At 54.0% G+C, this 15,965-nt stretch carries 9 protein-coding genes; 3 read left to right on the top strand and 6 right to left on the bottom strand.

The features are described 5' to 3' along the window. The first annotated feature begins 394 nt into the window (after positions 1-394). The 3 genes from NL116_RS01465 (at position 395) to NL116_RS01455 (ending at position 3,837) form a co-directional block, all read left to right on the top strand. Positions 395-2,011 (top strand): EAL domain-containing protein, encoded by a 1,617-nt coding sequence (locus NL116_RS01465; protein ID WP_494375718.1) that lies wholly within the window; start codon positions 395-397, stop codon positions 2,009-2,011. Between the two features lie 114 nt (positions 2,012-2,125). Continuing rightward, a complete protein-coding gene (locus NL116_RS01460) occupies positions 2,126-2,575 on the top strand; it encodes a hypothetical protein (RefSeq protein WP_494375717.1) in 450 nt (149 codons plus the stop codon). An 809-nt stretch (positions 2,576-3,384) separates the two neighbouring features. After that, entirely contained in the window at positions 3,385-3,837 is a 453-nt protein-coding gene (locus tag NL116_RS01455; RefSeq protein ID WP_494375716.1) for an SgcJ/EcaC family oxidoreductase, read from the top strand. A gap of 73 nt (positions 3,838-3,910) precedes the next feature. Here NL116_RS01455 and NL116_RS01450 read toward each other — a convergent pair whose 3' ends face one another. The 6 genes from NL116_RS01450 to NL116_RS01425 all read right to left on the bottom strand — a co-directional run bounded on the left by NL116_RS01450 (position 3,911) and on the right by NL116_RS01425 (position 14,804). Then, positions 3,911-4,447 carry a hypothetical protein gene (locus tag NL116_RS01450; RefSeq protein ID WP_494375715.1) on the bottom strand — a complete coding sequence of 179 codons (537 nt, stop codon included), beginning with the start codon at positions 4,445-4,447 and terminating at the stop codon, positions 3,911-3,913. Continuing rightward, entirely contained in the window at positions 4,435-5,265 is an 831-nt protein-coding gene (locus NL116_RS01445) for a winged helix-turn-helix domain-containing protein (RefSeq protein WP_494375714.1), read from the bottom strand. Before NL116_RS01445 ends, NL116_RS01450 begins: the two co-directional genes overlap by 13 nt. 461 nt (positions 5,266-5,726) lie before the next feature. After that, positions 5,727-6,410, bottom strand: coding sequence for a hypothetical protein (locus tag NL116_RS01440; RefSeq protein ID WP_494375713.1), 684 nt, complete (start codon positions 6,408-6,410; stop codon positions 5,727-5,729). Positions 6,411-7,038: 628 nt separating this feature from the next. Next, the gene (locus NL116_RS01435; RefSeq protein ID WP_494375712.1) at positions 7,039-8,616 is read right to left on the bottom strand and encodes an adhesion domain-containing protein; all 1,578 of its coding nucleotides are present in this window, start codon (positions 8,614-8,616) and stop codon (positions 7,039-7,041) included. Positions 8,617-8,774: 158 nt separating this feature from the next. Next, positions 8,775-10,109 (bottom strand): hypothetical protein, encoded by a 1,335-nt coding sequence (locus NL116_RS01430; protein WP_494375711.1) that lies wholly within the window; start codon positions 10,107-10,109, stop codon positions 8,775-8,777. A 234-nt stretch (positions 10,110-10,343) separates the two neighbouring features. Next, complete coding sequence (locus NL116_RS01425; protein WP_494375710.1) at positions 10,344-14,804, bottom strand: ZirU family protein; 4,461 nt, start codon at positions 14,802-14,804, stop codon at positions 10,344-10,346. Between the last annotated feature and the right edge of the window lie 1,161 nt (positions 14,805-15,965).

The following is a 15,965-nucleotide window of genomic DNA, read 5'->3' as shown; positions in this document are numbered from 1 at the left end:
AGAACCAAGGCGAACTGCTGGCGATTAAGCGAAGACAAAACGACACCAACACGCACATCCGCATGAACCGTGGCGCCGGCAGTCAATGGCCACGCCCCCTCAGCGCGATGTTGTTCAGGAGCGGTGTCCGCAGGTCGTATATGCCCAACACTTGCCCTGGGTATTGGGGCGCACCCGGGCCCCAGGCGGTACCGTCGACCCCCATCGCAGCAATGGGTGCTTTTGCCGCCGACTCACACGCGAAGCGAATCAATGCCGAACGCGGACATTCATTGGCCCACGTCGTACACAACTCCATCGACAGCAAACGGGTTCGTTGTAACAAATTGAACAGCGCTATCGGCTATCCAGCGACGAGCAAGGTCATCGGGGATACGCAGAGCGAGGTGCTGAAATGACCGGCGCACAGCGTATGTGGTGTCGACGACTCGCATGGCTTATCCCGAGCAGCCTCATCCTGATCGTTGTGGCCGTGTGGGTGTGCGATCGAGTGGTGCGCGAGCAGACACTACGAGAAATGAACCAGTTTGCACTCGAGACCCGCCAGCGAGCCCAAACCATTGACGACCAGCTCGACAGTGTCCTGCAAACCCTAAACAGCCTAGGCGAGCGGTATGACCATTGCTCGGATCCTGTGCTCAAAGAGATGGCCCAAGAAGTCAGGTCGTCGTCCTACAGCTATGACGCCGCATTGCGGATGCCCGATGGCACCATCTGTTCATCCTACGGCCACCTCCTGCCAGCATCGGCCCTTCCGCAGTACAGTACCGATACCCACTACCCCCGGGCCGATCACAACTATTGGTTTTCCGGGACCGCGACAACCGATCAGAGCCGCCCACTCTCAACATTCCTGGTCATCGCCAAGGGCCCGGCCTATATCTGGGTCAACAAGGCCATCTTTTTCAATGCCCTTCAAACCGATTCGGCAATGACTTACCGATTGATTGACGCGTCCTCGCTGGAAACCGTACTGGCCAAAGAAACCCTTCACCCGGCAATCACCGAGTCACCGAAGATCGGCCAGCTGATCTATGACCACGGCTACTGGCACCTCACATTCGTGAGCCAATGGGCCAATTTGCTGGGCGTCGTGAGCTTGCCGCATGCGGTGTATCAGCGGGCCTGGTGGATGACATTTTTGGCCGTTTTGCTGGGAGGGGCCTTACTCTGCCGATTGCTGTTTCGTTTGGGCGTATACACCCATCGGCGGCGTTTTTCCCTTGCCGCCTTGCTCGCCCGCGCCCTGCGGCGCAATCAATTAACGCTGCAGTACCAGCCGATCGTCGATTTGCAGAGTGGTCATTGGTGCGGCGCCGAAGCCTTAGTGCGTTGGCAGAGGAAAGGCGAGTTCATCAGTCCAACCCTATTTGTTGCTGAAGCTCAACGCAGCGGACTGTCCTGCGTGTTGACTCGATGGGTCTGTCGTCGAGTAGCCGAAGACTATGCGCTGTACTTCCAGCACGTGGCAGGCCTGTATATCACCATCAACCTGTCAGCAGAAGATCTTGCGGACAGGGAATTTCCAGGGTTTATCCACACACTGTTCACGCAATACAAGATCCCTGCCGACCTCATCGTGTTTGAATTGACGGAAAGTGTCTTGGTGGACAAAACAATGGCGGCATTCCAACTGTCCCGCTTGAAAGATCTAGGACACCGCATCGCCATTGACGATTTTGGCACGGGTTACTCCAGCTTGGCGTACTTGGAACACTTACCCATCGACATTCTCAAAATCGACCGCTCGTTTCTAACCCTCGACCGCTGCCATGCCCCCGATGCCATGTGGCGACAGGTGGTGGGCATTGCACATGCTAGGCACTACACGGTAGTAGCCGAGGGGGTAGAATTTACCGAACAGGTCGAATTACTCCAGCGTGAAGGCGTCACCCTGGTTCAGGGATGGCTGTATTCTAAAGCGTTACCTCCCGCGCAATTGGTACTCGGCAAATCCGCACCGCTCTCAATCCATCCCCTTCCGACGCTGGGTGCAATCGGAGACCATTGAGTATCCACCCAAGTGGATCGCTACCCCTGATGGGTGTCGACGGGGCGATGCTGTGAGCAGGTCAATGAGTAGGGCAATGGCTTAACACTGAACAACTGTAAAGGACCACGTCTCATGAAACTTTTATCCTTCCTGTTAGCAACTACCGCATTGACATTGGGCCCCGTCGCCTTTGGGGCCACCGTTGTACCCCTGAAAAATCAAAACGAAGAACTGATTCAGAAAGACACGGGCGCCTGTCGCACCCAAGCCAACGACCAGCAGCCAATACCCAACAGCGTGCCGGTCGGAGGGCGCGCTCGAGGCGCCGCCACCGGCGCAGTCGCAGGAGCAACTGCCGCTGCGGTAAACAGCCACCAGTACGAAAACATCAGCAACTCAACCAAACAAGAATATCGGCAAAATAAAGCCGCCAGCGCCGCTACCGCTGGCGTAGTGGTTGGAGGCGCCAAGCAGCGTCAGGACCGCAGGCAGAACCAGAGTGCAACCGACCAAGCGATTACCGCCAATAATTCAGTGTACAGTTCATGCTTACAACAACGAGGCTATAACGTCCTACCATGAGTCGGACGGGGCTTTATTCGAGCACAGGGACAGCATTTGCCTAATAACGAGTAACGCTTACTGCCAACCGCATTCCTTTGTCCATTTGTGATTGACAGCAAAAAGAACAACCGCGCAGCGATTGGAGCGACTAAGAGTGCCAGCGCGATGCGGTGAACTGTCGCCCTCTTGATAGCACCGCGCGCCAAAGCTGTGGGGTGTAGGCAGTCAAGAATCCATCATAGACTGACTTATCTGCGATTTGTCACGTCAGAACCCGAATTTCCAAGAACGATATGATTCGCACGCGGCCACGCTCTTGGCAGAGGCCCGCTTGCTTATCCGTTGGCTACTCGCCCGACGACGGCGCGCCTAGATCATCATAAATTACCGCATGTTTTACCAAGGCGTAACGCATCATCAGAACAAGGGACAGCTACAAAACGTCACTGCCGGCCAATCCGCCGCTTTGACAGATCTAATGGAAATAAATACGCGTCTAAAAACCGCACAGCCCACTAGCGGAGTTCAACTGGGAAAATATCAATAATAATTTGGCACATATCAATGATATCAAAACAGTGTGGAAGACGGTTACCTATCACCCGCTATAGAGTAATCGCCTGCTTATAGATTCGGACACTTCAATGAATTGATTGATAAGAGGCATCGCGAACGCTAACGCCGGCGGCAAGCCACACTATTAATGCGTCCCACCCTCCCCAGGCGTGCTTGTGACAATCATTCATTCTGTTTGATTACCTTTAAACGAACGCACGATTTAAAGTGCAGACACGTTCACATATACTACGTCACGCAAGGATCTTCACATGCGCATTCTTTTTGCATCTGCCTTTATGCTTTCAACCCTGAGCGCTCAAACAGCTTTCGCTGCCGAGACCCAGCAATGCACTACTATCTCTACCACGGAGGTGGAGAACCTATTCGAACGCTGGAACAAGTCCCTTGCAACGCTGGACTCAAAAGAAGTTGTAAAAAACTACAGCAAGGATTCTGTGCTGCTGGCGACTTTGGCCAATGATCCTAGATTGACCAATGACCAAAAAACTCAGTATTTCGATGATTTTCTAAAGAAAAAGCCGCAAGGCAGCATTGACAGTCGTTCGATTCAGATTGGTTGCAATTGGGCGGCCGATATCGGCACCTACACCTTTACGATGAAGGATGGTACTAAAGTTCCAGCCCGCTACACCTACACTTATATTTATGAAGACAACAATTGGCTGATTTCTTCGCATCACTCTTCAATGATGCCGCAATAACTTACAAAGAAAAGGCACGCGATTTTCGACGCGTGCCTAATCAGACGGAAAAAATGCTCCAACGTCAGTTAACTCACCTGCCCCCCATGCGCCCCATCCCGGACACTCGCTCCCGCCAGTAACCTTTGCCCCCGCACTGGGCTTTACTGAGCTCTATGATATAAAAACATAAACCGGAAAAGTCGCCCTCTATCGGTACGACAGAAAAGCTCGCACCCTTGCTTCGTGCAAAACTTTGATTGAAGGCTAGGGAGTTGTCCAGCAACGGATCCCCCAACAATGGCGAGCCATGATTAGTACTTCGATTGAACTTAAATCTAATATCTCCAAGATAACCTGGAGAAATTTCGCCGCCGACTTGCCCAACGTTAATCTTTCCGCCCCAGGAAGAGTACATCGCGTAACTGAAATCCCCTCCTCGAAAAATTAATTTATCGTCAAAGGCAACTACATCTCCGTTCGATGTGACCGCCTGACCCGTAGAATACAGATCACCCTGCGGCAACATTAGGTAATTTTGAAGTTTGACTGCCAATAACGCGATAATAATAACTGCCAATACAGGGAGCGTTTTCAACACGTTTTTAGCCCTTGCTTTCATTTCAGACACCGGTTCAAATTCTCTTCGGAAATCGAGTACAACTTCACCTCGTGTACCATCAGCGTGTACAAAGTACGATCTTCTCTCAGGCAGTTCAACTCGTAGTAATTGCGCATCCGATTCACGAGTATCTTTCCGCCACCCAAGTTGTCCACTTTCTGAAATACGCCCTTCAATGCTTCTTTTGATGCTAAAAAACTCTCATCATCAAATGAAACCAGAGTCACGTGAGCTTTGCCGACGCTAAACTCGCTCGCAACATACACAGGCATAAAAGTGTAGTAATAACGCGAAACACAACTAAATAAAAGAAAAACCAATATCGTTGCTACTGTCCATATCAGATAGCTCACCGACCAGTGACGCCTAATGCGCTCAGGCGAAACCGGAGGGGCGATTTCCTCTGGTGCCAGCTCATCTGAGGTCGGAAGCACGGGAGGATTCAGCAACGCTTCCTTTCGAAGCGTCCATTGGTCTCGATCCAGTAATGCAAGTGGATCTATCTGATACCCTCGACGCGGTACAGTTCTGATAACTTCACGTCGCTGTTCGTCACCCAATATTGCCCTTAGGGTAGAAATCGCCTGGTTCAAACTGCCTTCTTGAACAACCCGCCCAGGCCAAGCTGCCTCTAATAACATCTGCCTGGAAATAACCTCAGCCGGACGTTCGATGAGACATTTCAACAAGACCGCTTCAGCGGAGCCAAGACTTACGTGCCGAATGACACCCACCGCAGGATAAAAAGTCAGCCTCGAACGCTCAAGGTCATACTCGACATATTCGCCACGCTGATCTAGCACCAACACGTAGTAGGTCGCCAGCAACGGATTGCCTGAATTATTCGACCGCAAATTCCCACCCTCTGGCGCGCAAAGCCTTCTTAATATCAGAGTGGATACTAGCAGTATTCCGCGATAGACACCTAAAACAGGAATGAGGCGAACCGCCTCTAAACTCTGGACAGCTCGAATTCCCGCTAGCGCCATCCACTCAGCAAAGGATGGCAATGTCGAGAGACATATTTCGTTTCGTTGAATTTATTGGGTTACGCCAAAACGTACGTGTACAGGCGGACCATTGACGCAAGAAGCTCGCTTGCAATCTTCAGCGCACGTGTCGATTCTTCTGAGAATCGAAAACAAACCTGTAGAGAGAATGAAAGGGTTGATTTCGGGCGGGGCTAATGGATCAAACTTGCCGAGTACGTATCCGACACATGCAAAAACGCCCCAGAGATCCTGGGGCGTTTCTTTTACCGCTGCGCAACGTAACAATAAGCTTTTGCTTATCGTACGGTAGGTGTCGAAACGGTAATGACTTTCTTCTGATCGTCTTTGGTTGGGGTGTAGGTAGTACCGGTACCAGCTTCAACGCCATCTACATTCCATGTGAACTCCAACGAAGGATCACATGCAGCCGGACAGATTGGGGTCGCAGTCAGCACTTCGCTCACGAGTGGACGGCCAGTGAGCAAGCCAGAAGCGTTATGAATTTCAATGCTGGTTGGCTGAGTTGCTTCACCCACGGTGAATGCCGAACTCAGGACCGGCTGACCCACAAACGGGTCGGTAGTGCTTGGATCAGTTTTAGGCGTAACTTGAACAGCCAGTGACTGGCCTGCATCCGTATCGAGGACCGTGTACTGTCGGTTAGTCGCGCCAGAAATTGGCGTACCGTCCAGCAACCATTGATAACTGGTCGCGTCAGGCCCCGTGATAACTTCATCATCGCCATCGATGTCATCGAAATCATAACCCGAGACACCGACGACATCACCCTGGGCTGGTCGCTCACCGGCGCGGCTGGTGTTTTCAACGACTAAATTGCTCAGTACTGGCGCACGACCTTCTACTGCCAGCGTTGGCAGGGAATCCAAGGCCAATACCTGGGCTGTGTGAGCACCAACACCAATGGTCAATGCCCAAGTGAGGGCCATTGCTATTTTAGTTCGGGACGACATTTTTTTCATGATTGACTACGCAGTTTTGGTAAGTGCCACCATTAACGTCGATGCGATCTGAATGCGCGAGTCAAAAACAGTTAAAAATGATCAATGATGATTGATTGCCCGCAGGCAATGAAATCGGACCCCGCTCTTTCAGCGGGAACGTGCAGTTTGACGAAAAATTCCAGCCCGGTTAATCATCGATTTCCGTTTCAGGGTTGTTCAGCGAAATCGCGGGACACTGCCTACTGCATGCGGCCTGCGTTCAGAAATCGACTTTTCGTCGCTTCTTATTTTAGGCATCGCGACCACAGGCTTCAGCGTGTGTTTAACGCGCTGGCACTGAGTATTTCTACTCGGCAGCCGCTTCGATGGAACCATCTTATGGTTAGCACCAGCCAGCTAAAAACCAAAGCTTGCTTCGCATTTTTCATAAATGTTCGAATCGGACTAGCGTCGACGGTCCTTTGTCACTGTAGCAACTGAACCCCCGGGCGAGAATGCGTGTGTAAATGCGCGTTGCATGGCTGCCTTCGGGCTGACATCGACTAAAAACGTTTTCGGCGCCTAAAGTTTGTCTTCAACGACTCGCTTGCCGCCCGAGAATTCTGAAAGCGGACCGAATGACATACAAGGCCTCATATGAAAACTATTAGTCCACGCAGGTCACGTAGAAGCTATTTACATTTGACGTTTGAGATACCACGCCGGTATAAAGATTCACATGGTATGACTCTGTCGGGTTATGGTTCTCATTTGTCCAATACCGTGCTTCGTTACCCGAGCCGCCACACATAGCACTCATTGGCCAGCCATGCTTGGTACACATTTCATTGGAGTTACCGCCAGACGTTTCATCCGCAAACAATCGCGTTAACTCATTACGGGTAGGCAATCGCTGTATAGGATGACTCGTTGAATAACGACATTCTCTCGAAGCCGCATCGGCATACGGTGGTTTCAGCCCAGGAAGGTCGTTTTTCGAATACTTGATGGTATTAGGCTTTCTAAACAACTTTAAACTTGATACCCGCTTGTCTGTATTAACACTATGAACACTACCCTGTGCACCTGAAGTGCTTTTAGCCGTCACTTCAAAGGTCAAAGTTTTGCCCACATCGGCTTTCGTTAAAGTATAGGTTCTATCAGTACTGCTTCGGCTGCCATTTAACCAACGGTAAGTTGACCCGTCCGCACTGCCGCCATTGGAATTAAAAGTGTACTCGCCCTGTAATGTTCCACCGATTTGCGGCGTTCCCCATGCATCGTAACCACTGATGCTGACATCTGCTATGGTAGGTAGCGCAGACACCGACGCCGAACCAACCGCCACGACCGGAGTTCCCACCACCGTGTCGTAACTGGCCGGAGTGATTTCAACCACCAGCCATTTACCACCATCGGCGGCCACTGGGGTATAGCTAGCCGCTGTAGCCCCGGTAATCGCTGTCTTGCCAGTGGTACCGTTGTTCGCGGTAGCGGTATACCACTGGAAGCGTGATCGGTCGGGAATGGTCGAATTGCCGTTATACGTATACAGCGCCGTTACCGGTACTCCCACTGTGGCGGCAGGGACACTGGCTGCCGTAACTGTTGGTACCAACTCCGGTGTTCCGGTGTTGGCACAGGCATACCAATAGATGTTGCTGTTAGCGTTCCCAGCTCCGCGTCCGTCTTCACCGACGTAGATGTAATCATGACGTGTGGCATCACCCGACTGGGCCCAAAACACGCTGCCCCCCCACCCATAGGTTCGGCCGAGATCACCTCCACCGGAAGTTCCTACTTCGTTGGCACGAGTATACGTGGTGAACAAGGTCCGTAGCTCGCCTGTTGTAGGGAGGCGTTTGCTTTGACTTGCGCAATACATATACGCATCACCCCAACGGGCGCTGTTAGGCGGACGGGAGTACTCTGCAAGCAATTGCGCACGTGGCGGTAACACTGGCGATAGGCTCGCCACGCTTGTGATCGGCGCCAGCGCCATATTGGGGTCGGCCGGGGGCATGGATCCAGGCTGAACCCGCACGGTCAGAAACTTTTTGTTTTGCGCAGCCGAGGGAACGAAATTCAGGGCCGTGGCCCCGGAAATCGCCACGGCATCGGCGAACCACTGCACCTGAGCCAGGCTCGGGTCTTCCAGATCGCCATCAAGGTCGGTGTAAGTGTAAGCGGCCTTCATGTCGTCACCCTGAGCCGGAGTTCTCCCCGAGGCGCTGAGGTTGCTCATGGTCGGTGTGCTGAGTGTCGGAACACGGCCTATTACGGGCGCGGTCACCGGTGAGCTGGTCGGTGCGGCCAGCAGCGATGTGCTGCATAGCGCCCCGATACACAGGCCAGCCAGATGTCGAGATAGTACCACCGGGGTCATCTCAAACTTTCTAGCCATTACTCAGCAACTCCAGCAGCCCGATCCACAAGCACTTGTATGCCTCGACCTTGCTGCGCACCAATAGGGATATAGGATGTAGCGGTCGCACCGGGAATATTTTCCAGTACATTGGAGCCCGCCGCGGTTTCCACTTGCCATTGATACGTCAGCGGGCCACAGGTGCCGCCGCAATCGACTTTCGCAACCAATTGGCTGCCCACTTCCGGACGTCCCGTCACGGCTCCGCCGCTGCTGTTTTCCAAAGTTACCGTCAGCAAATCATTGACAGGCTGTGCACTGACCTCTGTCACCGGCGTACCCACGACGGTGTCGTAACTGGCCGGGGTGATTTCGACGACCAACCATTTACCGCCATCGGCGGCGACTGGGGTGTAGCTCACACTCGTGGCGCCTGATATCACGGTCTTGCCCGTTGTACCGTTACTGGCCGTCGCGGTGAACCACTTAAACCTGGAACGATCCGGAATAGTTGAATTGCCGTTATAGGTGTAAACCGCTGTGACAGGCTCACCAACATTGGCGGTGGGCATGCTGACGCTTGTTACTGTGGGTAAACCTTCGCCCGCTCCCGCAGTGGCGCACGAAAAAGTATTGACGTTAGAGTTCACAGTACTGATGGTGGCGCCGTCACCGTTAACCCCCACACGATCATGATTTCTGTCGTCGCCCTCTACCGTCCAATGCGCTCTGTTGGGCCAGCCGTATGTGGTTTGCATATCCTGAGCGGAATCGCCAACAGCCTCGGCACGGGTATAGGTGATAAACAGGTTCTCTAACTCGGTGCGGGTAGGTAACCTTTCCCCTCGATTCGCACAGTCCATGTACGCATCCCCCCAACGGCTGCCGGGATCTACCAGGATAAACTCACTTGCCAGTTGCGCCCGCGGTGGTAAAACGGGGGCACTGGTCTCTGAGCTGGTGACAGGCGCTTCAGCCATGTCTGGGTCAGCGGTCGACACCGAACCTGGCGTTACGTTGAAGCGTAGAAACTGCTTATTCTGAGCAGGACCCGGGACATAGGTTTGACTTGTGGCGCCGGCAATCGGGCTTCCGGCAGCAGACCAGCCGAAAACACCTTTGGTAAGGTCTTCTTGGTCTCCGTCCGGATCGGTGTAGTCATAATCGGCCCGTAACTCATCGTCTTGGGCCGGCCCCTTTCCTGGAGCGGAAATATTGGTGATGCGCAATGTCTCGGCGGTTGGCGCATGCCCCATAACCGGCAGGCTCTCAGGCGACTCGACCACCGCCTCGGCGCTCAAGCTCAGCATGGGCAACATGCACAACAACAAACGCGTGAGAGGGAATTTCATGTTCGAATTAAAAAAGTTCATAGATAGGTCTTGAATGTTAATTGGCCATGAGTGGAGGTTAGTCGGCCTGCGCAAATGATTCCGAAGAAAACTCATTGTCATTACCTCTAACTGCCTAAAGCGCTTTAGAGCGACGCCTCCATATTTGGCGTCTCGATGCACAAATTGGTTTCTGCTTTCAAGGGGCCGAGAGTGCAGTAACGTAACAGACGTCACTGCACTTCAACCGCCGTGGATGGGCAGAACCCGCGCCTATCAGGGCGCAGTGAGGTTCACATCCACCTGCAGCTCACGTCGCTGCTGCGATGCCAATGGCGTGTAGTTGACGCTTGTTGCCCCCGGGATCGCCTCATAATCGTTGCTGCCTTCACTGCGTTGCAGCTTCCACTGATAGCTCAATGAACCACACGCCCCTTCGCAAACAGTCGCGGCCTCAAGCGTTTGGCCCACTTGTGGACGTCCGGTCAGCGCACCACCACCAGAAACATTGATAGTGACTGTCTTCGGTGCGCTCGGGTCAATGATCGAACCTGGCGGTGTCGTGCCGCCCCCGCCTACGCCTGGCGCAGTCGCGGTGGTCACACTGGCATTCACGCCCGTCACGTTGTTAGCTGTTTTCGGCGTCACGGTGTAGGTCAGCACCTGACCGACGTCACCACTGGTCAACACGTACTGCTCATCGGTGTCACCCGAGGTACCACCACCGCTCCACAGCATGGTCGAAGCGTTATTGGCCACATCGTTGCTCGCATCACCATCGTTGTCGGCAAAGTCAAAGCTGCCGGTCAGCGTCTGGCCCACTTGCAAGGTGCCCGTAATGTCCAGGTTGTCCACGGTCGGTACCGCGCTCGGATCAACGATCGAACCTGGCGGTGTCGTGCCGCCCCCGCCTACGCCTGGCGCACTCGCGGTGGTCACACTGGCATTCACGCCCGTCACGTTGTTAGCTGTTTTCGGCGTCACGGTGTAGGTCAGCACCTGACCGACGTCACCACTGGTCAACACGTACTGCTCATCGGTGTCACCCGAGGTACCACCACCGCTCCACAGCATGGTCGAAGCGTTATTGGCCACATCGTTGCTCGCATCACCATCGTTGTCGGCAAAGTCAAAGCTGCCGGTCAGCGTCTGGCCCACTTGCAAGGTGCCCGTAATGTCCAGGTTGTCCACGGTCGGTACCGCGCTCGGATCAACGATCGAACCTGGCGGTGTCGTGCCGCCCCCGCCTACGCCTGGCGCAGTCGCGGTGGTCACACTGGCATTCACGCCCGTCACGTTGTTAGCCGTTTTCGGCGTCACGGTGTAAGTCAGCACCTGACCGACGTCACCACTGGTCAACACGTACTGCTCATCGGTGTCACCCGAGGTACCACCACCGCTCCACAGCATGGTCGAAGCGTTATTGGCCACATCGTTGCTCGCATCACCATCGTTGTCGGCAAAGTCAAAGCTGCCGGTCAGCGTCTGGCCCACTTGCAAGGTGCCCGTAATGTCCAGGTTGTCCACGGTCGGTACCGCGCTCGGATCAACGATCGAACCTGGCGGTGTCGTGCCGCCCCCGCCTACGCCTGGCGCAGTCGCGGTGGTCACACTGGCATTCACGCCCGTCACGTTGTTAGCCGTTTTCGGCGTCACGGTGTAAGTCAGCACCTGACCGACGTCACCACTGGTCAACACGTACTGCTCATCGGTGTCACCCGAGGTACCACCACCGCTCCACAGCATGGTCGAAGCGTTATTGGCCACATCGTTGCTCGCATCACCATCGTTGTCGGCAAAGTCAAAGCTGCCGGTCAGCGTCTGGCCCACTTGCAAAGTGCCCGTAATGTCCAGGTTGTCCACGGTCGGTACCGCGCTCGGATCAACGATCGAACCTGGCGGTGTCGTGCCGCCCCCGCCTACGCCTGGCGCAGTCGCGGTGGTCACACTGGCATTCACGCCCGTCACGTTGTTAGCTGTTTTCGGCGTCACGGTGTAGGTCAGCACCTGACCGACGTCACCACTGGTCAACACGTACTGCTCATCGGTGTCACCCGAGGTACCACCACCGCTCCACAGCATGGTCGAAGCGTTATTGGCCACATCGTTGCTCGCATCACCATCGTTGTCGGCAAAGTCAAAGCTGCCGGTCAGCGTCTGGCCCACTTGCAAGGTGCCCGTAATGTCCAGGTTGTCCACGGTCGGTACCGCGCTCGGATCAACGATCGAACCTGGCGGTGTCGTGCCGCCCCCGCCTACGCCTGGCGCACTCGCGGTGGTCACACTGGCATTCACGCCCGTCACGTTGTTAGCTGTTTTCGGCGTCACGGTGTAGGTCAGCACCTGACCGACGTCACCACTGGTCAACACGTACTGCTCATCGGTGTCACCCGAGGTACCACCACCGCTCCACAGCATGGTCGAAGCGTTATTGGCCACATCGTTGCTCGCATCACCATCGTTGTCGGCAAAGTCAAAGCTGCCGGTCAGCGTCTGGCCCACTTGCAAGGTGCCCGTAATGTCCAGGTTGTCCACGGTCGGTACCGCGCTCGGATCAACGATCGAACCTGGCGGTGTCGTGCCGCCCCCGCCTACGCCTGGCGCACTCGCGGTGGTCACACTGGCATTCACGCCCGTCACGTTGTTAGCTGTTTTCGGCGTCACGGTGTAGGTCAGCACCTGACCGACGTCACCACTGGTCAACACGTACTGCTCATCGGTGTCACCCGAGGTACCACCACCGCTCCACAGCATGGTCGAAGCGTTATTGGCCACATCGTTGCTCGCATCACCATCGTTGTCGGCAAAGTCAAAGCTACCGGTCAGCGTCTGGCCCACTTGCAAGGTGCCCGTGATGTTCAGATTGGTTGCGACCGGAACGCCCGACGGGTCGACCACAATACCAGGCGGGGTAGTTCCACCACCGATACCGCTCGGTGCATTGGCGGTGGTCACACTGGCCAGTACCCCTCGTGTGCCGCCCGTTGTCTTCGGCAGGACACTGAAGGTCAATACCTTACCGACGTCCGCTCCGGTCAATGGGTACTGCAGATCAGTAATACCCCGCGTGCCGCCACCGCTCCACAAGGTGATGGAGGCATTGTTGGCCACATCGTTGCTCGCATCACCATCGTTATCCGCGAAGACATAGCTGCCCGTCAGCGATTGGCCTACTTGCAGGACACCGGCGATATCCAGATTGGTTGCGACCGGAACACCCGACGGGTCGACCACGATGCCTGGCGGAGTAGTCCCTCCGCCGATACCACTTGGGGCGTTCGCCGTGGTGACGGTGGCAATTGCCCCTAGATCACCGTTCAAATTCTTGGGCGTAACATTAAATGCCAGCACTTTGCCTGAGTCTGCCGCAGTCAGGGTGTACTGAACATCTGTGTGCCCGGAAACGCCGCCACCAGTCCACAGGACTGTCGAGGCATTGTTCGTCGCGTCATTTTTTGGGTCGGTATCGTTATCTGCGAAGTCGAAGGTACCGATCAAGGTTTGCCCCACCTGCAACACGCCACTGATATTGAGGTTGGAAGCCGAGGGAATAAACTTCTGAGCCTGAAGATCTACGCGGTAGCTGGCGATACGCTGAGAATCGCTAACCATACGAGCCGAGTTACCGGCGTTAAATTCTGTCGCGGTAATTGTGGCGGTCAACGTAGGCGCTGCAGGATTGCTCGTCAGATAACCCGTTCTCGAATCCACATCGACCATACCGGGTTTATCGGAGGAGTAGGTCACCACGTGACCATTTTGCACGCCCGTTACAGAAGGGCCCTGCCCTTGCTGTCCTGCTACTGCATTGACGGCGTCGAGAGGAAACGCCAACGGTTGAATCTGATTCTGTTTATCTTTTTCGCGATACTCCAGCACAATTTCGTAATTGCGCTTGACCATCTCATTACGCGCTTGATCCAGGGGTTTGACTGCATAGCCTTTGGAAGGGTCGAGCTGCGATTTCATCGAACGATCGAAGCTCCAATCCAGATTCATCCCCATGTTCATATTGCTGCTAGATCCGGAAACCTTGGAATGCTCGGCCGAGAACCCCACCAGTGGCACCGGCTGCCATTTGATGCCTGCGGTATACCCTTTTGGGTTCTTTTCCAATTCGCTACGTGAGCCCGTAGCATCCACCTTATCGCCCTTCCATTGAAAATAGCTGCCGGTCAAGGCGACTTGCGGTAAGCCTGGGACAGGCCCTTCTATATTGACGTCCCAACCTTTGGCTGGGCGCTCCTGAAGAATTTTCGTGTCCGGATCGGAGTTTAATTTGGTGTCACCGGATTTTTTCCAACCACTGACCGGCGTATAAGCGTTCGCGGACAACCGCGCAGCCTCCGCCCAAGCCTCAACGCCCACGCTGGCGCGGGTATGGTTACGACTGAAGTCCTGGTCGAGGAACATGTTCGCGCCCAACGTCAACGAGTCGGTAATTGCCGTCCGATAACCCATACCAACGTTACCAATGTTTCGTTCATTGGAGGTCCGCGCTCCGACTTGCCCGAAGACCGTGCTTTTTCCCGTTTCCAGCAATGGATGCAAGTAATCGAGCGAGTAGTCGACTTGACCGCTATCGACGTTGGCGTTAATTCCGACCTTGGCCTTACCTTTGTTATTGAGAAAGCCTTCAATGCTTTGACCCGCGGCAGAGGTCGCCATGCCCGCTGCCTGATTGATGCCACGCTCGGTCAAATGCTGTCCGCGATTTTGGATGTCAGGATCGGACATCGTTTGTCCCAATGACGAGACAGTTGAGGCTACTTTCTGCTCGGTTTGACTTGCAGATTGGGTACCCGGGGACTTCGCTGTCGTAGCGACAACCGGAACAAGGATACTCGTCCCTTCCTTGGCCGCTGAAAACACATTAGCCGGCATCACGGAGCTGTTTAGATTAGCGAGCTCTTTGACCGACCGATTATAACGTGCCGCGATATCACTAAGCGTATCACCTTTAGTTAGCTTATAAATGGTGAAGGTACTACTGAAGCTGCCTCCGTTTTTATGCGGGACGATTATCGCTTTAGGTGCAAAATAGCCTTCAAAGACCGCGTTCGCCTTCCTCAAGGATTCCGCAGAAACTCCGTATTGTTTCGCCACACTGTCCAGCGTGTCGCCTTTATGCATCACGTGAAGCGTATATTCATTTGCTTGAGAAACTTTAGCCGGCGCAGCTTTGATCTGTGGAGCAGCGTAAACCTGCCCTACCGGAGCAATGATTGAAAAGCAGTAAAAAGCGAGCGTGATTCTGGCTTTCAATCGAACCCTATCCGCAAACGGATTAGGATGCGATGTGTCGCCCAAAAATACAAAAGGTTGTTTACGCATAGGATTCTCACGAGACTAAATACACATGAGCGGATTAGACTTGCTGGCGCGAATGGAGTCATGTCAGAAATGCTGAATCATTGTCAAAGCCGCGGTCTAGAGGCACTTTGGTAAAGATGTCGAGCACGAGAGAATGACAATTACTCGTAACAAAGCGCAGCTGTGAAATCTACCGGAATGAGCAAACTGGAAATCCGCGCCAGGTTTTCCCGTCATCCTCGGGAGTCGAACTCAATGCCGCACAAGCCGACAAGTCGGCTTTACAGTTTTACCGCAAGCAATTATTGGGGCGAGCGGTAAATACCAGGTCAGAAACCTTTACGAATCGGAAAACCTGGGATCAAGCACCTGCAAAGGCAATCCGATATCCCGCGCCCTAAAAACACGTCCACAACCATATTTATTCACAAAGTCGACTGCAAAAATTGGACGTAACACCCTCATTGAGTTGAACACGCTTTCTATCTCTGACAAACCTACGATAGTGCCCGCATTTCAATCGAGTATAGCCGGTTAAATTATCGGTACCGTAAATATCTCCAGCTTGAAAATTTACGCCATTCA

Source organism: Pseudomonas sp. FBCC-B1667 (assembly GCF_059133255.1).
This window is presented reverse-complemented; position numbering and strand designations above follow the sequence as displayed.

What these genes read in the sequence shown, in the direction of transcription:
- NL116_RS01460 (WP_494375717.1), top strand. Translation starts at nt 2,126, where the DNA reads ATGAAACTTTTATCCTTCCTGTTAGCAACTACCGCATTGACATTGGGC.
- NL116_RS01425 (WP_494375710.1), bottom strand. Translation starts at nt 14,804, where the DNA reads ATGTCCGATCCTGACATCCAAAATCGCGGACAGCATTTGACCGAGCGT.
- NL116_RS01455 (WP_494375716.1), top strand. Translation starts at nt 3,385, where the DNA reads ATGCGCATTCTTTTTGCATCTGCCTTTATGCTTTCAACCCTGAGCGCT.
- NL116_RS01465 (WP_494375718.1), top strand. Translation starts at nt 395, where the DNA reads ATGACCGGCGCACAGCGTATGTGGTGTCGACGACTCGCATGGCTTATC.
- NL116_RS01440 (WP_494375713.1), bottom strand. Translation starts at nt 6,410, where the DNA reads ATGAAAAAAATGTCGTCCCGAACTAAAATAGCAATGGCCCTCACTTGG.
- NL116_RS01430 (WP_494375711.1), bottom strand. Translation starts at nt 10,109, where the DNA reads ATGAACTTTTTTAATTCGAACATGAAATTCCCTCTCACGCGTTTGTTG.
- NL116_RS01435 (WP_494375712.1), bottom strand. Translation starts at nt 8,616, where the DNA reads ATGAGCAACCTCAGCGCCTCGGGGAGAACTCCGGCTCAGGGTGACGAC.